Raw genomic sequence first — 22,438 nt, 5'->3', positions numbered from 1 at the left:
GAATCCCGATGAGCCCATTACGTATATCAATGGAAGAGTATGCAGCCGAGATCCAGGATTTGAAAGCGGAATCGGTTGAGGCCAAGATTGAAGGTTCCAGAGTTCAGTTGTTACATCCTGTTCACACGATGTCCCAACGTTATCAGCCGACCCAAGCCGGGGGTTGGTCGGCTTCGGACCAAACGGCTCAGAGAGCTGGCCTTTCCCAACCGATGCATCTTTGGAAGCTTCCCGATCCTATGGGAAGCATGATTCCGAACAATCGCAAGTATCAACCCCGAATGGATTTTTACTCGAAAAAGGATGAGCAGACCGTACCGGTCCCCACATGGGTTTGGGCTACCTTGATAGAACTTCGCATTAGGAGGATTTCCTCCGAAGCGGACCCGACCTTTAAGGATAGAATGTATGAATTTCTCGGCATCAGGGAGGCGGACATTGTTCTTTTGGAACGTCTTCTGCAAGCAGGCAGAAAAGAGTTGAATGAATCCAGGGGGTATTTCCATCTGTTATATAGTTCGGAAAACAAGTGGGCATCTTCCGGGGAGCGGCCAAACCTGTTCGTGATGCAGGCGAACTTGAGTACGGATACTCACCCTTCGGAAGGCATTGAACTGATGGGCGAGAGCGACAATGGTCTGGCAACCGATACCCATACCTTTATCAGTAAATTGTGGGAGGGCAGTATTACGCGATCGGGCGGATATTCGATCTATTTCAACGACGAGGGGACCGGGAAAGGGGTGCCGGACAGTATATTTGATCATCAAGGGGAGGCAAAGGTCGGGTTACTGATTGTCTTTCAAAAGCCTTCCGATCAGAGACTATATCCGGTGCGTCCGTATTTTAACTGTATCGTTACCGGGGGCGTGGTGTCAGGAGAAGCCGGAAATGGCAATCTATTCGCAGGCAACACGGGAACAACGGAAACCTTATATGGTGAAATCGTCCGCGAGATCGTGCCCGATCTGTTCGCAGGGGAGCAATCTTTGCTTGATTTGGCTCAGACCTACTGTTCGGATGTGACGGAGATTGTCGAACGCCATCAAGATTTATCCTTGATGAAGGGACAGGATCTTGAGGTGATCGATGGAGTATGCATTCTGCACACAGGCGGGTTAAATTCTCCGGAAGACATCGTACGGGTGTACGGCGTAAAACAGGACTCGCTTATGGCCTTAAATCCCGGGGTTCGTTGGGACGATCCGTCAAAGCCGGAAGCGATCCGGTTGCCTGCAACAACCTATGAGGCGGAGGAAGGGGACACCTTGCGAAAGGTCGCCGATAAATTCGGAACTTCGTTAGCTTCCCTTGCACATGCGAATTCTGAGGTGAAGAAGTTGTTTCGCTCGGAGGAGCAACTAAGCGTTCTCACGGGACCGGCCATCAGGCTGGCTGCTCTTCCTCCCGGGGTGATTGAAATCCAAGCAGAACGGGACGGGATCGAAGAAACACAGGATTCAGGCGAACCGGATAGCGTGGATCGTTTGTTTCATCTGTTAGGATACCGATTAGAGCGGAACAGGTATTACCAAGACTATGATCCGGGTATGCCGATTGGGCCCGTCGAGAACGGAAAACCTGCCGACTCCGAAGGAACTGAGCCTCAAGTTGCAGGGGATGGAAAATGGCGTTATTCGAAAGCTATTCCATATGAAAAATTCCTTCAGGGGGCGGATTTGACTGCCGAGGGGAATGTCAAGAATAAAAACGAGCGGCATTACCGGGAGATCGGCTCCCTTTTGCAGATAAGATGGGATTGGATGGATATGTTCGGAAATCGCCTCCATAGACCCGCAGGCTCAAAGCCGGGTGGAGAAGGTTATCTCGCAGTTCCTGTCGGTTTCACGGATCCGTTGCTAGGACCGGGACAATGGCCAACGGTGACTTGCGATTACGAGATTGTAACCCAAGGGAATATGCCTGTTCTGTGTATCAACTTTCGCAGACAACAAAGGAAATTTGAAGAGGGGCCAACCGACAAAGATAAGTGCCAAGCCGAAAGGGATGCAGATATTCTACAAAAAGCTGTTGCCCAACTGGAGCATCAATTGAGCGACAGGGAGATGGTGGAGTGTACGGTGTGGACGTCGCTCATGCCTGCGTATAAGCATAAGTTGTCTAAGAAAAAGAAACAGGTGATTATCCGGAGTCTCAAAGATGCAGAAGAGAAGTTGCGCAACTTGGGTAGGGGAGATGAGGAAGAGAAAGAGAGCGTTTATACGATAGACATCCCCATCCTAAAGGAGGAAATCAATCCGCTTGATATCTTCGAGCTAAAGGTGCAACTGGATCTGACTCGTCCGTTGTCGTTGGTGGACCCTGCTTTTCGTACGTCCTTGCCGGTATGGAAATTTTCCGGACCGATCGGTCCAATAAGCGACAGGGAAGAGGATAGTGATGACCAACGGAGATCGAAAACTTCCCTTCGTCATTTCGCGGAAAATTTGGAGAGCGCCCTCCATTATGAAGGTTCATTTGCTTACCGGACGGCTGTCGGCATCGACAGGAAACGATGGTCGCAATCTACACTGGAGGTGCCGGTTTGGCTGGTTAGGCTCTCCCTGGAACCGACAGTTAATGAAGGCTTGCGATTTCGCGTCCTCAACCAAGAATTGCCGGCTGTTTATGCCCCCGCCCCGTTGATCAATGCATCGGTTGAGTTGCCCTATACCAAAAAGTGGTTAGTGAAAGACAATGAAATCACCGAACAAGCAGAGCCGAGTGATGAAACAAAGATCACCGTAAGAACCCATGATATGGAGGAGAAGTCTAGATTTTTCCTCGAGAAGCTTGAAAAGATCATCAACTCCCCAGCAATGGCTGCCTTTGAATTGCTTTCAAACACAAACAGTTCTGAATCTGCCCGACATCACGACGATTTATTGGAGTGCAAGCGGAAATTGGCCGGTTACATTTCACAACAGATGGTTGAAGTATATGAAGGAGAGTCTTTTCCGGAGATAGACCGCACAGTTGCCAGAGAGATATACAAACAACAAATGCTCCTGGAGCTCACCAGAGCTTATTACACGGATGCCGTGATTCAATATCAGGCAGAAGCTCGGGGAAAGACTGATACGGGAGATCCTGTCAAAGAACTGGAGAGCAAGCTGTATGGCACGGTTGTAGCTTCTAACGACAAGCTGCCGGAAGGCATTGTTTTGTCCAATCCTAAAGTTGGCATTCACCCCTATGATAGAGCGTTTACCCGGTCATTGCTCAGTTTCTCCTTAGCTGGGATGAAGAAGGATCCTGCTGAAACTACGACAACTCGTTTCTTGGAGCTTAAAGCCAATTATGCTCCAACCCATATCGAGCATCAAATCGGTTCCCTTCCGGATATCGAGGGATACCGTGCGTCGTCCTGGCTGTACTTTATACTGCCGGAGAATGCTTTGGGCAGGCGGATGCTCCAACCACTCGGCAAGGTTCAAGTTCCGATGGTTTTGCGGGCCTACCCGGAGATACCGACCTTAAAGCTTCAAAGCATGAAGGATTACCTGATGGCAGATACAATAAAGCCGCCATTCACCGACTTGCTGAAGTGGAATTACGAATTTTCTTACACCCGGACAAGTCATCATCCCCAGGACCGCGTCAAAGTGGATGTCCGTTTCAATGAGCGGCTCAAAAACAAGCTGCTTGGGGAGGAGGTACATCGTCATCTTTGCGGGGCGCTCCATGATTTTCAAGAGGTCTATCCGAAACTGCAGGAATACCTGGACAACATCTCCAAGATGGCTATACCGAAGACACTGGCGGATGGTTCCGAACCAAAGGAGTGGGAACCGATCAGTAAAATTGGCAAGATTTTAAGTGGATTGGTTCAATACGTTACAGATATGTGGAGCTCTTGGCCACAGGATAAGGCTCGTTTGCCGGTGACGAATAAACCAGAGGAAACATCAGACCCGGATGCGGAGGAATACCGCTTTACCATCGAGGAGGGAAGTGATCATCCCGGAGGAAAGCTGATTGTCCGTTTTATTGAACGGTCGGCTAATCTGTACGGGGAGGAGCCTAGGATTGATGTTGAGGGCTATACGACCGAACGTAGCGTTTCGATAAAGAAGGACGGACTGAAGCAGTTTGAATTCACTTTCCGTAACGACAGCGGCGAGCTGTCCGGGGAAGCCGGGTTGAACATCGCAAAAAGAACGGTAACCATTCCGGGGCTGCATGTATTGAAACACCAAAATGCCCGAGCTTCCGTTTACATCATCCGGAACGAGGAACTGGTCCCCGGAAAACCCACAGCCGAACCCTTCATCTACCGGACGGACCGAAACAAGTTTGAGAAAGTGCTCCTTCCTTACCTTAGGAGGGATATTCCTATACCTATGACGGAGGAAAGAGGCAAGAAGCCGCTATTTGAGCATTTAAATGATTTTTTCAGCACTTTGTTTGAGCAGGCGGGGAATAAGGAAAATCCAAGAATTCAGCTGGAATGCTTCTATTCCTACGAGCTTCCAAACCACTTATATTCGGTGAAGATTCCAATATTCCTCCTGCCGGAAAAGGAACTGGCATTTAAGCAGGAGCTCCCTCATGTAGCGACAGCGATTCAAGATTACCTGACGAAAGAAGGACTAGAGCGAAGAGGCGGAAAGTTTCACTTTGATTTAACTATTCTGACTCCGTTTGATCAGGATTTGAGTGAGAGATCGGTTCCGATTCTCAAGTTGTCCGATATTTACTTGAATCTTGGACAGGTTGCATTACCTTCAAATGAATGACATGGTTTAAGTATGACGGAATAGACTTCATCAAGGAGGCGTACGAATGTCGAAAGGTCATGGTAACATCGCAGCAATTGGTACGGAGGCATTAAATAAAGAATGGGGGACAAGCTTCAAGACCTTTTTAAAATTGGGAGATTCGCATGATGAAATTAGTGTGCTGAAGGAAAATTTAAGAAAATACAGGTCTAATGCAGATTGGACAAGTGTTCTCTACTTAGAAGGGAATTACATCCATGTTATTTGAAGAGAATACTCACGAAAATATGAAGAGGTCCTAGTAATTGGAGGGTATAACAGTAGACGGCGTCTACGTAGGACCTCCAGAAACCGAATGTCTGCCTCTATAGGCCTATCACCAATTGGATTTATCAGATTGGACTCTCCTGCCGCGGCTCTTTACAACAATTATAATGACACAAAAGAAGGCCTTCGGGCTGACAACAAGTACTTGTTAGATCATTCTTGGCTAACGGAACAAACTAGAGACATCATGATTAAGCTTGCACAGTCTTTCTTTACCACCAAAAACAAAAAGCTTGAAATTAATGATTGTTCGCTAATCGATGGGGAAGCAACGCCGGAACATGAAGGACATCGAAGAGGCGTCGAAATGGATATTCGCAATAGGTGGATGAATGATGATGAGGAGAAAGCTTTTCTTCAAATTTGTGCGAACCATCCTAAAGTGTCCAAAGTATACTTTCGTGTAAATCTGAAAAAATTAAACCAGATGCAAGCACAAAGACCATTTTCATGTTGAATGTAGTTAAACTCAACGCAAATTTAGCTTTTTTCGCAGAACGTATAGCTTGATTTACAAGAGGTGAAACGCTACAAATGAACTGTGTATTACTTTTGTCGGACGTGAAAACAAGTATAGCCGAGCCTTTAAAAAAAGCACCGTACGGCGCAGCAGCTACGGTCAAGCAAAGGTGCCAAACTCCGCGATGACCTGTCAGCATTATGATTTAAGACTAGATTACTGCGCCTAAGGGTTAGCACTCGTGAGATTTACGACCATCTTCACAGCTATTGTGACAAAGTGTCGGTGAACGACAACATAGTCTCATAATGACCCTGCCTGGCGCGTGTTTTCTGTTTAAGGGACAAGTTCTTTTCCAGACAAAAGGACAAGAACTTGATCCCATTGCCGATTTGATCTTACAGCAGCAGCCGATCCAAAAAATTGGATCGGCTTTTTATGTCAAGGCAAGGAGTCCTTATACGATATCGCGACTTCTTCATTGGTAGTATACCCGCAGCAATAAGGGAAGCTTTATAGCATTGGCAATATTTTAAGGTTTTTTGACCAAATTGGTAGCAACAAAAAGTGACGACTCTAATATATTTTAAGACCTGCTAAAAGTTAACAGGTTACTAGGCCTTAACTTCATAAATCACGTAAGGCTTCTTGAAATTTTGGGATACTTTTCAGTATTGTTTTCTGTTTTCAGGATTTTATCCTCATTGGATAAGGGATTACACTTTATACATAAGGATTAGTAAAGAAAGGGAGGGATAAGAATTGCTTTCTGAAACAGAAAATCAAAAAAATACGCTTTTAAATGATGCACCTTGGTCGTTTAGATCGTATTATCCAGAGCTTTTTTACGAACGAGGAGAATGTTCGACTCTACTATAAATCAAAAAGTGGATTTAATGATAGCAAATGTGAACTTGAGGAAAGGTTCCAGAAACATTTTTTTCAGATTCGGTTTATTACCTTTCTTGTTAATACGATTAAGTATTGCACTATTGATCAGCTTAGAAATCAACAAAAGCGAAACACACGGTTTGCACTTATATATGATCAACCTCTATCAGAAGAACACGAAACTTCTACTTTAGGAGAAATGATAGGAAAACATCAAGACGATTTTTTAGAAAACCTCATCACTGATCCAGCTACATTTGAATCATCTCTTCAAAATGAATCCCTAGCTCATGCTTTTTCAAAAATTTCTGAGAAACAACGTCTTACCATTACACTTCGATATGCTCTTGGATATAAAGATAATGAAATTGCTCGCATGTTAGGAGTCTCTGCACAAACAGTAGGTAAGACGAAAAACGCAGCTCTAAAGAAACTGAAGGTTCTGATGATGGAGGGAGGGTGAACCAATTGAGTAATACACAAACTCTATCCAATATTTTAACTGCTATCAGCCAGGTTGGATTTCCTATTGTTGTTGCGGGTTATCTACTTGTTCGATTCGAGAAAAAAATTGATGTACTGTCAGCAAATATTTCTCGATTAGTGGATGTTATTAAACAAAAAGAGAGTGATAATTCAGATGGAAAATGAATTGTTTGATTTGGTATCACTTGCTCAAAATGGTGATAAAGAGGTACTCGCTATGGTCATTTCCTTTTTTCTACTTAATCTTAGACAAGCTCGATCAAAAGTTAAGCCGGATAGTAAGGACGATCTAGAGCAATCCATTATTGAAATATTAATTAAAAAAGTCCTTACTTATGACCTTAAAAATGTTCGGGATTTCACAAACTTCTGTGCACAGTTTGGAGAACTACAAAAATCACAAATTGTAGAAACTGACTTCGTAAATAATGTAAAAGGGTAGCCATAAGGCTACCCTCAGAGTGTCGAGAAAGTCCAGAGGACTTTTCGACACTTCTATTTTTATATGGGTAGACGCATCTGTTAAAACAAAAATCGATTTAAAACGATCTGAGGACTCTAGTTTTTAGACCACTAAGACAGTTTTAAACCCCCTGCAAAAAAACAGGGGGTTTCTCGACAGCCTGAGGGTAGCCATAAGGCTACCCTTTACACTTTACTCATTTTTTATTACTCCTACGATCGTTTTGTATATATTAGGTTTCAACTAGGTAGATTCTAGGCCAATCGGCTGCCCACAGGGGCCCGGGGACAACGGGGATCTGGAGCGTAGTGCTGATCATATCCATAAGCTTTAAGAGCTTCCCTGACACATCTTCCGAGACCTTCATGACACCGCTGGAAATCGGAGCAATCATGGCAAGGTCCGTTGGAAACGGCAGCCTGCTGCGGGTAGGCCAGTTCCAGGGCTTTTGGCGAATTCCACACTTCCAGCAAAGTCTGTTTCGTTAAATCGCCAATAATGAAATGTTCGTGATTGTATAGCTCCTCGCAGATGGTTACCTTACCGTCTGGCAGCACAACAACACCGCGCCGGTTAGCCGTACAATAAGCTCTTTCCCAAAAGTTTTTCTTCCTTAACGATTCATCTCCAGCATAGGGATTATCATTGGCGCCGCTGAAATTTACTTTGTCTGGAAATTCATTTTGGATCTTACTGAATACTTCCTCGAAAATCTCTATATCCTCTGGGGAACAAAATAGGCTATCGTCGTGGCGATATAAGGAACGTCCGTAGCAAGTAAAGTTGCTCCTCAGTACATAATGCTTCTTCGTCAAATAGCACGCCAAGGATACGGCATCCTTGATGTTAATCGGAGTTAGCACCGTGTTGGTCCGAACCTTTATTCCCGCCTCACCTAAGTAATCGAGGGTTTGCAGTATTTTCTCCCCATAACCGGTAAGGCCCATAAGACGGTCAATGATGTCCGGGTTAAGAGCGTCAATACTAACCTGGATGGTGGATAGTCCGGTTGCCGCCAGCCGCTGGGCCATACCTCTGGATAAGGGATACTTAGTGGGTATATTGAGATACAGACCTGCAGACAGAGTGCTCTCAATGAAATCAAATGCATCCTCCCGGCAAAAAAAATCACCCCCCGAGAACTCGACGGTTTCTATACCGCAATCACGGGCCTCTTTCAACAGGCGACGGTACAGATTTAAATCCAATTCTTGTTTTCCTCTAAAACCCTCACGATTAGCATAGCAATACCTGCAATTGGTCACACAACGCATGGTCGGGAGTACCAGCAAGGTGTAGGGCATTTTGCACCGGGTATCATCCATATTAATCATTTCTTCCGGAACAATAAAAGTCTTTGGATCGTAAATCCGTACCTGTTCCGGGTTGTTGTTGGAAACTTCTATAATCAATGTTTCAATGGTCTGTTCATCATTTACCCGAATACCCAACAGGGTATCCACTTGCCGAGACGCAGCTTCAATATCCAGATCGAAGATATAGGCCACCGCTTCACATACGGCAGTCAGGTCCCGTTTCCCGTCAAATAAGGAGAGGATTACAGCCTGCTGCGGGTAGAGAAATTTAAACACTTCCTTCGGGCTATCCCCCGGATTGGCGGTAAACAAGATTGACCTCCCCCCGTCAGGCCGCAGTTTCACCTCAGGGCTTAGAAGAAGACCCATAATTATAACCCCCTGTCATTTAATTGCTCCTCCGGTGGAGCATCCTGGATAACATGATGTGCAGCGCGTTGAACATCCCAACGTACATCTTGCGATATCCTCCTCATCCTCCGTTACAGCATAATTGATAAGTTCTCTTAACAGTTCACGCTTCGAGAGACCTGTTTCGGAAAGAAGGGCCCTGATTTCCTTTAACATACTCATTAGTGTCACCTCATTCTCTATGATTTGAAGTCTATAACCTGTGAATCACCTTGCCGTAGGCCCATTATTGCAGCTTGAATTACAATTGATACACCCTGCTTCACACTGCCCGCATATGGCACTATTGTCCATAGCAGCATCAATCAGCTCTTTTAGAAGCTGACGCTTGGAGAGACCGCATTGGCACAGAAGTTCCTTGAGTTCCTGTAATTCTCTCATCACTATCACCTCATCATTAGCTATATTGTACATTTTTTCACATGAGTTGGTTTTTCATACCTTTTTCTGAAAAATGGTTCTCTCTTAATTTAACGAGTGGTTGGATTACTTGGTAAATGAGGTAGCCCTTGAATGAACTCATCCTATTGTTGAAGTGACTTGCAGTAGGGCAGTTCATGAGGAGTTGCTTTTTTTCATTGAAGTAAAGGGTGAGATAGTTTAATACATCACGACAGTAGTTGGAAATAGAAGGGTATTTTTATTCATGGTATCATTAATCTATCGTATCTTGAATGTGAAATAAGAAAGGACGTAATATGAATAACATAAGATATCTTGTTTTGTCAGTAGTTGTTGCACTGGGGATAACACTGGTTGGTTGCAGTAATAAAGTTCCTGAGAGAGTACAAGGTTCTTCCAGTCCTGTAATACAGGAGAATGGAATGTCAGAGGCGGCTTCGATTAAAGTCGGAACTATCGATACGAAGGACGGCAAGAACCTCAAAATTTCAATGGCTGGCGGCACAAAAAACAATTTTGGAGAGTTGTCATTCCATAAAGGTGAGACGTTCACAATCTCGGTGGAAAGTAAATATCAAGGCGAGCTTGAGATTGGTATTATGTCTATAACCACGGAACAAGTGTTCAGTGACATCGTGAGCGTTGAAAAAGGTGAATTTATAATAAAGATTCCAGAAGATGGGGACTATCGTATTTATGTCGGCAATAAAGACGTGAAATCTACTACTTTTGATCTAAAACTTAGCAAAGCGATAGAAGGACCAATCGTTTAATCGGCAAGGTTTATTATATGATACAACAGAAGCCATTGTTGAATTGCAAATAACAGTCATAGGGTTACTAATTGTGATGGAGTTTCTTGAATCAACTGCTAACGTATGCAGGGCGCCCAAAGCCAGCTATGTACAACGACCTTGTTCCGCTAATGGAACGCTTGCGACGTTGTACTTATCCACAATCAGCATCTGAACCATTTCCGTCTGTACGGTGTCATTATCAATAACTTTCTCTAATGACTACTAAATCTATATGAGGCAGAGAGTTTGATGAGGAGAGGATGATAGGGCTTATCGTTATGCAGTAAATAACATGGATCGATAAACCCGCGGCACTATGCGGTTTTCTAATACTATTACACAAAAGCCGTGTTTTGTACATATGTATAAAATCACTGTCTGATTTGATACATTCTGATATGTGTTCATTGAAATCCCTTAGAAATTTTTTGTTACTCATAAACAGAACTGTTTCGACAATTTTACCTGCAATAGATACTTTTATTTTCAACGGTCTTTCACAGTAACTCATTACTGTAGTATCGGATTCTGTTAGAACCCAATAATCATATTGAAGTGAGTTGTATAGTCTAACCTCTCTATGAAGCCTTCTACTATATACATAAAATCTATTCCTACCCATTTCATTTTTTATCTTATTGATTGGTGAATACAAGCGCACAACCCTCCAAAAATTGTATTTTTCACACAATATTTTATATTCACCCTCGTATACTGTAATCCTTTGTAAATAAAACATTTTTTTGTCGAATTCTTCATGAATCAGAATTTTTGTGTTCGAATAAACTATATGAGCTGGCCTCTTAACTCCTTTTCTACTTTAGGGAGTAGGGAATATAACCTCATACGCTCGCTTTGCTGTATCTGGATATCTATTAATCCAATCTCTTTTGTCTTAATTAAAAAGGGGTTTTGTAAACTGATGTCGAATTCATTTAGTCTAGATCTTAACCAGAAAAACTAAGGAGGTAAAAAAACATGACTAAACCGTTGGGGATTACTGAAAAGTACAGTAGAGAAATCCAGGAAATTGGAAACAAACTAAGAGACCTTGAGAACGGGCGTATTTACGAGAAAACAGGCGCTCAAATGGATGGTTACCTTACAACAAACATTCAGCAACTCAGAAAAATGTTTACGGAGTTAATCTCTAAGATTGACAATCAAGATCCATCGATGAATGAGAAATTAGCGGAAGCTCTAGGAAGAATTGAAAGACCCTAATCTATGGAGAGGAGCTTTCGAGCTTCCTTTTTTTCAATTTACAAAGAAAATATTATCAAGAAATCACATATCTTGTTTTTTGTACCAACTGAATGAGAAAAAACACACTTGGTGTCCCCTATTGATTGAACTCCAGGCTAGAGGGGAACTTTAAGTAATTCTACAATGCAAAAAAGTCGCCTAAATAGCGACTTCATAGTACTTAAATCAGCTCCATCTTCCCTCGGCTTGGAGTCAACTCAAATTTCGACTCTAAGAAAGTCGAATTCCAGTTCTTCACTTTAATTTATAGATGTGATGTTATCCGGATGGCTTGGTCGAATGCACACAGTAAAAATGATATAGTGTGCCTTCATGATTAACAACAGACGGTTTATGGGCGTAAATACTATCCAAACTCCCGTTTGGACCAGGTTCGATAATAGGATTAGGCTACTTGATCCAATGAACTGTCTTCCCGTCAAAGTCAAAATAAAACATCACCCAGTGATCCCGATGCTTTAGTACGCAGGGATCACTGACAAATTTACTTTCCCATGAATTTGGAGTGACTTTCAATAACAGATTTTTACGGGATTTCCTTTTGGGAAAGCCGATAGCCCAGCGTTTGAAGAATTGTTGGTACGCCTTGTTCAAATTGAGCTGCACGTTAGCGAGTGCCCAGCTGTCGACCTCTTTCAGAAACGGAAAATCGTTTTTGTACCGAGCAGGCGTAGGAAACTTGATTTTCTCGCCGGTTACTCTTTAAATTGAATTTGATGGGTGACCTCTAATTATCAAATACTTACGCATATAAGTTTATTTGCGACATAATTTCATAAAGTCTTTGTTCAGAGAGATCTCTTTCGAAATTCTTTAAAGAATCTTTTATTAACTCACCAATTTTTTTAAACTCTGTACCATGTTTTTCAGTAACAATACGAGCGTTATGCTTTTTGCACTCATCAAAAAAGTAGTTCGAAAATTCCTCAAGGAAATAATCATATACCTCTGAATCAATTTTGTGGAATCGTTCACGGAAGTTTGAGCGATCATTAAGCCAATCACTCCTTTGCTTATCATGTACACTCTCTTTGAGCTCATTATCCTTATAACTAGATAAAAGTATCTGCTTAAAGCACTTATCTAGATTACAATCTAAACATAACGTTGGTTCAACTGGAAATCTAAACAGTTTATGTTCTGGACAACTCAAAAAATGCGTAGAAAAATTATTTAATAGTTGCTGTATTGCTGCAGCATCATTCATTTGAGGATCAGTTGAAAAGAACAGTGCAAAATCATCAGTGGACAACTTAGAAAATACTTTGTTATATGCATCAAAAAATCTCCAGTTCCATACATCTCTATAGGTGCCCCAATATCCAAGTACATCTCGATTTAAAAGATCAATGTTAGCGGTCTGTGTTCTCCAGTGCCCATGTCCCGAGTTCCCATTAAACCATGTAATACTTGCGGCATCAAACATTTCTTCCAATAGAAACATTAATCTATCTTTCAGTTCTGGAGGTTGAGTGTTGGCGTTAAAATTGAGTTCCATTTTTTTAATATTAATGAACCCAGTACCCAAATACTCTTTTCGAATAATAGACCTCAATAACTCTTTTATATGAAAAGTATTATTTCTAAGATACTGAGAACGTTCACTACCATTCTCATTTGAACAATACGGTATTAGTTTATCCTTGATTACTTTATATATATTATCCGCTAGTTCTTTTGAGACACCATTGTTTTTTAAAGCCTGTTGAATAGGATGGTCTTCGTCCATATATCCTGTAATTCTAGAATTAAAATAATTAACAACATTTATTTTGTTTTTTTTATTTAATGCCCAGAGATCTACAACAGGGTCTTTGCTCATACTGTTAATCACTAATTGATTCGCATCTATGTCAGTAAAAACCATATAAATTCTGAAGTTTGGATTAATATTATATATGGTTGGAATTGCTAACTCTAGATCAGAGGGAGAATCAGACCCTAGCTTTCTTAAATAGAACACCGTATTCATTTTGGGGTAATCTTCCATTAGATTAGGTAGTCTTTTTTCTAACAGGTCCTTACTCAAACTAGTAGCATGATCTAACCCATAAGTATCCACTAAAGTTATCTTGGAAATATGTAAATCCTTAAAAACCTTGATGTAATCATCGCTTACTCTATCTTTCACAATGACTTTTTCAATGAATCCCGTATAGGAGTACTTCACCCCTTCATTTTCCATTACCTTTAATGAACATTCTAAAAACTCTTTTTCCTGCTCATTCATATCAGGGTGAAGTTTAATTGTGACTTGATTTTCCTTTGAAAATAAAATGCTATGTTTTTTCTTTAATGTGCTAATTACAACATCGTATACTTTTTCAAATAAAACTCTAACTACATCATCAAGATCATAATCATTCTTACTTTTTTCTGGATCTCTTTCAATCCCTAATTTACTAATTAAGTGAAAATATTGATCTGTCGAATATTTTACAGGAATAGTAATATTTGGTTCAGTACCAAATAGAGACTTAAAAATATTTAATATCTGATGAGGGACTTTCTCTTCTGTACAAAAGTCCAGCTCGTCATAATCGAAAAAGTCCTCATTACGAAGGGTACTGTTTAAAAGTTGAGTTGGTTTTATTGAATATTCGGATAAGTGAAGGATGCCTTCTTCTTTAGTTTTTGTATTTTTATTATCAGTTGATTCATCTAGAATTTGATAGCACTGATTAATGCGAAATTTAACAAAATCCTCTTTATTAAAAAATTTAATTTCAACATTAGGCATTTTTAGATCTTGAAAAATTTCATATTCAGTACTTGATCGTGTAGTTCGGCCATTTCCGGTAGAATTAATTAGATTTGAATGTTTTAAAAACGTTTTAATGAAAGCAGATTTTCCGGCGCCGCTTTTACCAATTAATAAAGAATAAAGTTCATTATTACCCTTAATGGCAGCAGAATTCTCTTCTTTTATGTTCAACCATGATATCCCATTTTCAAAACTCCCGTCTTCAAGATAAACAATATCGAGCTCTCGTAACTCATCAATTATTGCGCTTAGAGGAATAACCTGCACTTCGCTGTAAGCACCATCAGGAAGTAAAGTTCCAATAAAAATACCGACAAGCGCCTTATTCTTTGAAACTAGAAGTGGTGAGCCGGACATACCTTCAAGCAACTCTTTCTTAGAACGATCGAAGCTATCTGAAAATTCAATGTTATAGGTCATTCTTTTACTCGTTGAGCTCGTATTCCCCTTAAGATTTGCCTCTATACATTCAAAGGCTGCGTCAGTATCTTTTTTTAGATACGGAAAACCACAGAGTAGTGAATTCTCATAATTAAATTCTTCTAGCTTAAAAGGGACATTACTCGCTACTCCTTTTGGAGCTTTTTTAATAATTATGACTCCAATGTCCAAGGTATTAAGAATATGTATATCAATTACTTCTAGATCAATGCCAAAAAAATCAAATCGTCCTTCAGTCACATTGAACAAACAATGACCTGCTGTTAATATCATGTCATACTTATCACTGTTCATTTGAATGATAATTCCGCTTCCATACCTCGATTCAGATTTGTGTGTATAGTTGTAACGGATGCAGTGTGGTAGTTCCTTTGACGTGAACATTCTCTCTATTCCTCCAATATAATATTTGATATCACATATTCGTAAAAGTTATATAATGTTTTTTCTTCAGTATTAAAAAGCCCCGTGTGCTCGTAATTATAATAAAAAGACACCCTTTGTTGAGAATTAATAATCTTTGCCAAAGTCTCCTTGTGTGGACGATTACTTTTATTTGTTGATATTAAATAACGGGAACAATCCAAAATTGATAGCAACTCCTCGGAAGTATTGAACTTACTTCCGTGATGAGATAGTTTTACACAATCTAATTTAAGTTTATTTTTGGTTGAGTACCCCATGCTCTTTAAAGAATTCGCTATTACTACAGCATGAGCATCACCTAACATTAGAATGTTTTTATCAGAATATTCAAAAAGAAAAGCAATACTAGATTTATTTGCAAGTGATCTATCTTCACAAAATGGTTTTCTGAGTAAATCTTCTAAAGTGTAGTTATAATCATTATTATTACCACCACACTCGGTAGCGCTGTTTTCTTCTAGTTCCCAGTTCTTATTTAATTCTTTAAGTGTATCAATCGTCGGAGATAATATGGTAAGTTTAGCCCCAGATAAAAGAAATTTATCTTTGAATTTTATTATTTCATCATTCCAAATGTTATTTTTTTCAAGATAGTCTTCTAAGCTTTTCCCCTCTCGATAAGAACACTCAGAGTTTAACGGCGATAAGGTCAGTTCTCTACTTTTTATAATATCTGTGTTGAAGTACTTTGAGAGAGAACTAGCCGAATTAAACAGAACTTTTCTTATCAAGTGGTGGTTCATATCTTCATCTTGAAAATATTTTAGTATACCACCGATATGATCACTGTCTGTATGAGTTAAAATGAGTAAGTCTATTACTTCATTTCTTTTTTCAATTTCCTTTATTTCTTTTTTTAAAGTACGATATGTTCTAGCAATTCCACCGTCAATTAAAATATTTGTATTTCTACCTTCTCCATTATTATATGAGATAATAAAACTATCACCACTGAATGCTTTTAACATTCTTATATTAAGCATTGCACTCATCCTCTTTATGGCTTTTTAATTATAATGACTATTCGCAAACCTAACATATTCTATTTAACGATAAAAGATGTATGGCGAATGACACTCCTTTAAAAAAAGCAACGCAGATGTATCAACAGATTTGAGAGCACTTTTCCAAAGCCTCCTGAAATCTTCTTCACTTAAATAATTCATTCGTTCTCCTCCGTTAACGTATTCTGCTACAGCATTACCAGAGAAATTGATAATTCCTGATTTTAAGAGGGAGGACATGAAAATTAAGACTCCTCTATACATCTAATTCGACTTTCTCGACACGTTGAAGCGTCCGCACCAAGCGGATGCTTTTTCGCCTTTCGTTGGCGAATATGTTGTTAGGTCTTTTTTCTTATCTTGAAAAATCCGAAACATTCAATTTGCCTCTTTTGACCCCGACCGTCGTACCTTGTGTTCTTAGGTTCACATCCAAATATATTCCCACTTCGCTCGTTATTTTGGTGTTGATTGATATTAATCTCCCACTGCTTTTTCGCCTGATCCACGAATTGTCCTTCCACCAACAGCGTGCCTTCCACGCGGAATTCGGCAATCAACATCTTGCTGCCAAGCGCCGGTTTGATATACACTTCCGAAAACCGACGTTTAGGTAGCTTCTTCTCGGAAGTAACCGACTTCGGTACGCCGACCAATTGCTTCATGCGGGACTGCAATTGCATCAAGATCACCTCCGCCTGCCCCCGAGTAACGATATCATTGGAACCGAACATCCAGCTCTGATTGCCTTCGGTTCCGCGTATGTAATCATGTGCCAGCACGTATTTCACCGTATTCGAAAAATCGAAATTCACACCGTCCGCCGACGCGATCAGGCGAGCCGCGCGATAGCGATTAATTGGCTTGTCCCGAAAGTCGCTTTTGCCCGGACTTGCACTGAACAACAACAGGTTTCGGACCGTCGCCACTTTGTAGGCGCCTTCCGCCCAGTGATTCTTCTTCTTGGAAGAGTACGATTCGTCATCGACTTTGTAGGTGCGCAACAGCATGATGAGGAACTGCGCTTTTCTCACGGAATCTTCCTGGCGGAATTTGCCGTTCGCGTCCGCTCCGGCGGCACTCGATCAAGGGTCCACTCGATCGCCGCTTGATCGGAGCGTCCAGCAATATCTTTGACCTTGGTCGGGTCAGTTGCTGGATTTGTCTCTGACCAGGATTCAAGTATCCTTCTGGGTTCCGCTTCAATTATTTTACGAGCTGCAAAGGTATCACCAGCTCTGAAGGCCTCTATAATGCTAGATAATTCCGTACGATCAATTAATTTCACGTAATTGATATCGGCCAGCGTTTCGCATGAATCTGTGAATCTGGTTGTTGCGATGACAACCGCTTTTTTAGCCTTATAGTATCTCAAACAAGAGAAGACTTCTTGAACAGCGCTAATCACTACCGGATTTTCTACCGAGTATCTTTTGGCTTGAATAACATTTCTAAGTCCATCTGGATCATTAAATACTACGTCAGCTCCAAAGTCACGACTACCTATAGTCTTATAGACACCGGAATAGCCTAGTTCGATAATAATCTGTATAAGTACATTTCAAATCTGGAGCCGTCTTCCATCCTATCAATATCAGCTAATGTAATATCTCTTAGTTCGTAGTTCTCCTTATCAAATACAACGATAGTCTTTTGTTTTCTCGACAAGATGAGAATTAATATAGACAACACAAAAACTGAAGCAATAACCAGCAGAAAAATAATATAGTCCATTAGACCCACACCACTTCTAATTCCCAGTACAATAATACCATATATTTCAAGGTTATAGATAGAATTTGTGATCCTAGTATTATGCAAATCAAGATTTTGAATTCATTCCACAAGCTATAGGCCAAGGTCTGAACCGGATGACCCGGCAATTTTGTGAGCTATTAGGGGTCTCCAGATCCGGCTATATCGTTATCTTCAAGCAGCAGATGGTACTCTTAAAGAAGGCTCAGCACGATGAAGATATCTTCAAATCGGCGAAGAAAGCCTTTCATCGCCGAAACCTTCACGTTCCATCAAAATCACACTCCATAATAAGTTTAGTATCGTGTATAATCTCAAACGAAATCGTGGATTGATGAAGAAATTCGGTTTGGTCTGTCCTCATCTGAAACCCAAACCATTCAAACGAATGGCTAAGGCGACTCAGGAGCATCGAATTTTACCCATCCTTTTATAGAGGGACTTCAAGAAAAGAATCCCTGGTCTCGCTCTTCTGACAGATATCATCTATTTACCTTATGGCCAGTCCAAGATGGCCTATTTGTCAATCATCCTTCGGCATTGGAACAATGTTCTTGTCCCGCGACAGGATTGTTATTGGGACCAATAAAAAAGTTCATTTTTCTAAATTGTGTTAGATCTACTCCTTCATCGTTCGAATATGATCTGTGTCCTTTCAATGAGATACCTTCTAACCACATAAATTCCCCAACTTCTTAGTTATAGACTCCATTATTAACTGAAACTTCATATTTCAATTGTTGATTCATAAAAATAGATTAGACAACTTCAACTTTTGCCTTAATTCAGCTATAGCACATTATCTTAACTTCAATCAATAAATTCTTTAACCCATCAATTTCAACTGTCATATTTTCAGAATTGTGAGCTTATTGTTACAATCATTTTAGCAACAGTTATACGTGGACGTACTTGCTCAATTTGATCCTGAATGTCAGTTTAAATCTTCTTCAGTATAGTTATAGTACCTCAATTAAGGTAATACCATCTCGGAATGGAGTCTAAATTATGATATCAAGTCAATTCTATTAGATGTGATAAGTTGTTTATCGATGATACTCAATATTAGTCTGCATTGTGACAGCAAAAATTAAATTTTGAATCACATTATTGTGCATGATATAACAATAAATACTCCCACTGAACATTATCCTACTCAAGTAAGTAGAATTGATCTCCAACTTCTTCTCTTTTCCAGGCCAGTGGGGAAATTTGTGTCAAATTCCAGCCTGGTAGGGAACTTTATGTCACTAAAAATTGACAAGAAGTTCCCTACCAAAAACTAAAAACCCCTTGTTTTATAAGGAGTTTCTTGGCTGGCGACTTTATGTCATTCTACATATGATGTCGGACGACAAGAACATATATCGTTTGCCGATTTGTCCTCGTTCCTCTTCCTTAAACAAAAAAACCCTAAATTGGGTTCTTTTTTTGTTTGTTTAAATTGTCTGCTCTGTTGCTGATCCTAAATCACTGAAGTTTTTCCAGTTATCAAATCCGCCAACATACCCATCAACATATTCCATAAGCATTTTATTTTCAGTACTTAGATTATCCATTACTTTCATTGCAATATTTAGTGGTAGAAAGCTCTTCATACTTCTTACTCTTTTTCGTTCGTTTGGACAATCATATAGTCCTTTTGTATGGTTTCATATACTGATAATATTCAATAAGCGAATGATAATCAAATGTTTTAGTTATTTTAAATGCGCATTTTGGAAAACTGGATTTCTTTATCTCACAGAAATAAATCATTCATTGTGATAATTCCATCCCCCTAATCCTTAGAGTATTTTCCCAAAAGTCGATATTGGAAAGATCCAGTTCTAAACCGTATTCCTCCTCAAACTGTTTGTATACTTCTGGTGACATACCTTCAAGTGCATCACTCAATATATCTAGTGCTTTGTCCGCTTTTCTTATTAATGGATGCCCGTCATTTATCGTAATCTTATTTTCATCCTGATCGATAAATCTTTTTGCTGCTAATTTATGTATTGCACTCCAGCCGTCGATAGGCTCCGGCTCGAAATTATGTGGGAAATACCTGTAGTGGAAAATTAGGCTCACCATCATTGAATCTAATTGGTTCAGGGATGATTTGGCTTCATCGATAAGTTCCTGCAACTCTACCCATTCATTTACGTTGTGCGACCGGATAACCTGCTTGACTGCAGTTTGATCTTTCAGTTTCTTCAACTCTTCGATCAATTCATCCTTTGTATCGCACTCGTCGATTTTCTCCTCCAGTTCCGCGTCAAGTTCCTTCAACTGGTTCTGAAGCTTACTGAATACCTCTACTGGAACGGTAAGTGGTCCTTCTTTTTGACGTTGCTCTTCGTACTTCTCTATCGATTCAAGAAAATGCTTACCCCTCGTGCGATATTCTCCAGAGCGGATCTTACCTGTCAGTTCTTTACCTTCCAATTCATCCCTAAGCTTTGGAAGATCATCTTCTGTCGCCATAAGGACATTCGTAACCCCGCGCAGGGCAGATCGATCTAATATCTTGTACGTCGCTGGAGGAATCACAATTGGGTAAATATTTTGATTATTTGCCCACGATGCCCCCATTTCATTCAGGCAAAAATCACTGTCCATGTAGTTTTCGGTCAGTATCATAATGACCAGTTCCGCTGAGTTAATGTTTGTCTTAATATGCTCAGGGAAATTAACCCCGGTTGGAATATCCCCATCCGAAGTACAATATATTTCTCCTCGGTCAATCCCCAGACCCATGACGAGCATATCAATGAAAGGTCTGACGATCATATCAGCATCTTTTACAGCATGACTTATAAAAATTTTCGGCATACTTATCTATCAATCTCCTTGTCAATTAGTTTATTAGACCTTCATCATCCTTGCTGGCTGATCCGTGTTGTCGAACTAAGTCTTTATACTCAAGTATAACCGATAGCTCAGATAAGTTCTAGATAACTACTTTGCTTCTAGAAAGATCAACTGACAGAATAAAGCCGCCAAGTGTGAAGTTAGAATCTGCCTCAAAGTGTGTTCTTGCATATTAAGGTCGAGTGCCGATTCAGGAATACTGAATTTGTTCGTTTGGTAAGTCTCCACACAACGCTGATTATGAATTGTAGTGTTATCGAGGAAATGTACTTCTCACTGAGAGTCAGCTTCGTCTATCGACCGATACCTCTTGAATGCAATAATCGCTTGTAACGCATGTAACTCTTTTCTACGCCCATGAGAAACTTAATGGTTATCACCCTTCCTTAAATTATTCGGAAAATAGCCCTCCGTCACATTTATAATCGTGCTGCTGTTCCATATCACGAATTCAAAAAAGAATAAGGTTGGCTTAATAAATGAACATATAAGGGTAATATGACTTGATGTTATTGAAAATATCTTCTTTTGACCATAGTTCATCGCTAAAGACCATATTTTCAAACCCTAGAAACGAATAATGGTTAATTTGAGAATAGTGTCTATAAATCCAACTCTCCAACGCACACTCAGGAAAATTTCTCGGCAGTTCCGATGCGATGTAACTCCGTCTAAGCGAACATCAACTTATCCTTTCGATCTTTTTTTGTCCCTGCTCAGCACGTCTTTTTAAATGCTTAAAACTATCCTCTATTACCTTAACGAAATAACCCATTACCTTATATTTCTGGTAACCGAACACCGTTTCATTATCCAGGCGAGCACACTTATAGTTGATAATTCTTTTCAACCACGGTTAACCACATATTCTTGTCTTTTTCGGCTAACGATATATGTGTCATATATCGTTAAAACAAAAAATAGCCGCAGCTAAGCGGCTATAAGCGTATATGTTCCTCTCGCCTTACATATGATGTGGCACACCCCTTTCTAGATAGCAGCTGCCGTGGCAAACTGCTCCTTTTTTAGATATTACACCTTAGTGTTCATTCAAGTTAACTAAGTGGCTTTAAGTAACTGGTGTCATAACGCTTTGGTAGTAACACTAAAATACTCATAAACTATATTTTGATTTTAAAAGCGCAACATCTTTTCTCCCATTCTTAAATTTTAAGCTATTTAATACTTTTTTCTCCGTTCCAGGTGTCCAATAAATCTTCAGATTTTCTTTTGCTCGAGTAATTGATGTATAAAAAATGTTATGAGTAATAAGCTCCTCGATCTCATTCGTAATAACAATTTTTACAGAGTTATACTCCAAACCCTGTGCTTATGGATAGATACAGCATACGCAACTTGAAACGGAATGACTGTATCTGAAGTCGAATCATAACTCAAGAGAGTTTCCTTGTTAAAACGCAATCCGTACTCTTATATAGAGTGCGACCATAGTTGAAACTTGGGCGCAGATTGAAGACGTGATATTTCAATCCACGCACTCACATGGAGTGCGACGAGATCGATAAGGAAAAATCATCGTAAAAGAAGATTTATATTTCAATCCACACACTCACATGGAGTGCGACAGCGAAAATGCAGTAATTCATATCCTGATGATATCAATTCCACTCATTAGCGCAAAAAAACGATGC

At 40.2% G+C, this 22,438-nt stretch carries 16 protein-coding genes; 8 read left to right on the top strand and 8 right to left on the bottom strand.

Features of this window, described 5'->3' with window-relative positions:
• The first annotated feature begins 8 nt into the window (after positions 1-8).
• From ACWGXJ_RS25390 to ACWGXJ_RS25365, 6 genes are all read left to right on the top strand, one after another.
• Complete coding sequence (locus ACWGXJ_RS25390) at positions 9-4,739, top strand: hypothetical protein (protein ID WP_452567982.1); 4,731 nt, start codon at positions 9-11, stop codon at positions 4,737-4,739.
• A gap of 46 nt (positions 4,740-4,785) precedes the next feature.
• Positions 4,786-4,989: a hypothetical protein gene (locus ACWGXJ_RS25385; RefSeq protein WP_452567981.1), complete on the top strand. Its 204-nt coding sequence runs from the start codon at positions 4,786-4,788 to the stop codon at positions 4,987-4,989.
• 87 nt (positions 4,990-5,076) lie between these two features.
• Positions 5,077-5,505, top strand: coding sequence for a hypothetical protein (locus tag ACWGXJ_RS25380; protein ID WP_452567980.1), 429 nt, complete (start codon positions 5,077-5,079; stop codon positions 5,503-5,505).
• 805 nt (positions 5,506-6,310) lie between these two features.
• A complete protein-coding gene (locus ACWGXJ_RS25375) occupies positions 6,311-6,862 on the top strand; it encodes an RNA polymerase sigma factor (protein WP_452567979.1) in 552 nt (183 codons plus the stop codon).
• Positions 6,863-6,867: 5 nt separating this feature from the next.
• Positions 6,868-7,050 (top strand): YvrJ family protein, encoded by a 183-nt coding sequence (locus ACWGXJ_RS25370; RefSeq protein ID WP_060628847.1) that lies wholly within the window; start codon positions 6,868-6,870, stop codon positions 7,048-7,050.
• On the top strand, positions 7,040-7,327 hold the full coding sequence (locus ACWGXJ_RS25365) for a hypothetical protein (RefSeq protein WP_452567978.1): 288 nt from the start codon (positions 7,040-7,042) through the stop codon (positions 7,325-7,327). The genes ACWGXJ_RS25370 and ACWGXJ_RS25365 overlap by 11 nt, the downstream gene beginning before the upstream one ends.
• Before the next feature lie 275 nt (positions 7,328-7,602).
• On the opposite strand, the gene ACWGXJ_RS25360 is transcribed toward ACWGXJ_RS25365, so the two are convergent.
• Positions 7,603-9,033, bottom strand: a complete 1,431-nt coding sequence (locus ACWGXJ_RS25360) for a radical SAM protein (RefSeq protein ID WP_452567977.1) — start codon at positions 9,031-9,033, stop codon at positions 7,603-7,605.
• 740 nt (positions 9,034-9,773) lie between these two features.
• Here ACWGXJ_RS25360 and ACWGXJ_RS25355 point away from each other — a divergent pair.
• Together ACWGXJ_RS25355 and ACWGXJ_RS25350 are read left to right on the top strand one after the other, a co-directional pair.
• Complete coding sequence (locus tag ACWGXJ_RS25355) at positions 9,774-10,250, top strand: hypothetical protein (protein WP_452567976.1); 477 nt, start codon at positions 9,774-9,776, stop codon at positions 10,248-10,250.
• A gap of 1,002 nt (positions 10,251-11,252) precedes the next feature.
• Entirely contained in the window at positions 11,253-11,498 is a 246-nt protein-coding gene (locus ACWGXJ_RS25350) for a hypothetical protein (protein WP_452567975.1), read from the top strand.
• Between the two features lie 784 nt (positions 11,499-12,282).
• Here ACWGXJ_RS25350 and ACWGXJ_RS25345 read toward each other — a convergent pair.
• The 7 genes from ACWGXJ_RS25345 to ACWGXJ_RS25315 all read right to left on the bottom strand — a co-directional run bounded on the left by ACWGXJ_RS25345 (position 12,283) and on the right by ACWGXJ_RS25315 (position 22,107).
• Entirely contained in the window at positions 12,283-15,039 is a 2,757-nt protein-coding gene (locus ACWGXJ_RS25345; protein ID WP_452567974.1) for a hypothetical protein, read from the bottom strand.
• A gap of 95 nt (positions 15,040-15,134) precedes the next feature.
• Entirely contained in the window at positions 15,135-16,154 is a 1,020-nt protein-coding gene (locus ACWGXJ_RS25340) for a ComEC/Rec2 family competence protein (RefSeq protein ID WP_452567973.1), read from the bottom strand.
• Positions 16,155-16,516: 362 nt separating this feature from the next.
• Positions 16,517-17,209: a hypothetical protein gene (locus ACWGXJ_RS25335; protein ID WP_452567972.1), complete on the bottom strand. Its 693-nt coding sequence runs from the start codon at positions 17,207-17,209 to the stop codon at positions 16,517-16,519.
• Positions 17,206-17,682 carry a restriction endonuclease gene (locus tag ACWGXJ_RS25330; protein WP_452568176.1) on the bottom strand — a complete coding sequence of 159 codons (477 nt, stop codon included), beginning with the start codon at positions 17,680-17,682 and terminating at the stop codon, positions 17,206-17,208. Before ACWGXJ_RS25330 ends, ACWGXJ_RS25335 begins: the two co-directional genes overlap by 4 nt.
• A gap of 1,687 nt (positions 17,683-19,369) precedes the next feature.
• Complete coding sequence (locus tag ACWGXJ_RS25325; protein WP_452567971.1) at positions 19,370-19,528, bottom strand: hypothetical protein; 159 nt, start codon at positions 19,526-19,528, stop codon at positions 19,370-19,372.
• Positions 19,529-19,688: 160 nt separating this feature from the next.
• Positions 19,689-20,747 carry a TIR domain-containing protein gene (locus tag ACWGXJ_RS25320; RefSeq protein ID WP_452567970.1) on the bottom strand — a complete coding sequence of 353 codons (1,059 nt, stop codon included), beginning with the start codon at positions 20,745-20,747 and terminating at the stop codon, positions 19,689-19,691.
• A gap of 1,153 nt (positions 20,748-21,900) precedes the next feature.
• Entirely contained in the window at positions 21,901-22,107 is a 207-nt protein-coding gene (locus tag ACWGXJ_RS25315; protein ID WP_452567969.1) for a hypothetical protein, read from the bottom strand.
• Positions 22,108-22,438 lie beyond the last annotated feature (331 nt).

The sequence above is a fragment of the Paenibacillus sp. S33 genome, assembly GCF_053615415.1.
Note: the sequence above shows the minus strand (reverse complement) of the source record. Positions and strands in the feature narration are given on the sequence as shown.

Excerpts from the sequence above, each read along its gene's own strand:
- ACWGXJ_RS25390 (WP_452567982.1), top strand. The coding sequence starts at position 9 with ATGAGCCCATTACGTATATCAATGGAAGAGTATGCAGCCGAGATCCAG.
- ACWGXJ_RS25385 (WP_452567981.1), top strand. The coding sequence starts at position 4,786 with ATGTCGAAAGGTCATGGTAACATCGCAGCAATTGGTACGGAGGCATTA.
- ACWGXJ_RS25380 (WP_452567980.1), top strand. The coding sequence starts at position 5,077 with ATGTCTGCCTCTATAGGCCTATCACCAATTGGATTTATCAGATTGGAC.
- ACWGXJ_RS25375 (WP_452567979.1), top strand. The coding sequence starts at position 6,311 with ATGATGCACCTTGGTCGTTTAGATCGTATTATCCAGAGCTTTTTTACG.
- ACWGXJ_RS25365 (WP_452567978.1), top strand. The coding sequence starts at position 7,040 with ATGGAAAATGAATTGTTTGATTTGGTATCACTTGCTCAAAATGGTGAT.
- ACWGXJ_RS25360 (WP_452567977.1), bottom strand. The coding sequence starts at position 9,033 with ATGGGTCTTCTTCTAAGCCCTGAGGTGAAACTGCGGCCTGACGGGGGG.
- ACWGXJ_RS25355 (WP_452567976.1), top strand. The coding sequence starts at position 9,774 with ATGAATAACATAAGATATCTTGTTTTGTCAGTAGTTGTTGCACTGGGG.
- ACWGXJ_RS25350 (WP_452567975.1), top strand. The coding sequence starts at position 11,253 with ATGACTAAACCGTTGGGGATTACTGAAAAGTACAGTAGAGAAATCCAG.
- ACWGXJ_RS25345 (WP_452567974.1), bottom strand. The coding sequence starts at position 15,039 with ATGAACAGTGATAAGTATGACATGATATTAACAGCAGGTCATTGTTTG.
- ACWGXJ_RS25340 (WP_452567973.1), bottom strand. The coding sequence starts at position 16,154 with ATGCTTAATATAAGAATGTTAAAAGCATTCAGTGGTGATAGTTTTATT.
- ACWGXJ_RS25325 (WP_452567971.1), bottom strand. The coding sequence starts at position 19,528 with ATGAAGAGCTTTCTACCACTAAATATTGCAATGAAAGTAATGGATAAT.
- ACWGXJ_RS25320 (WP_452567970.1), bottom strand. The coding sequence starts at position 20,747 with ATGCCGAAAATTTTTATAAGTCATGCTGTAAAAGATGCTGATATGATC.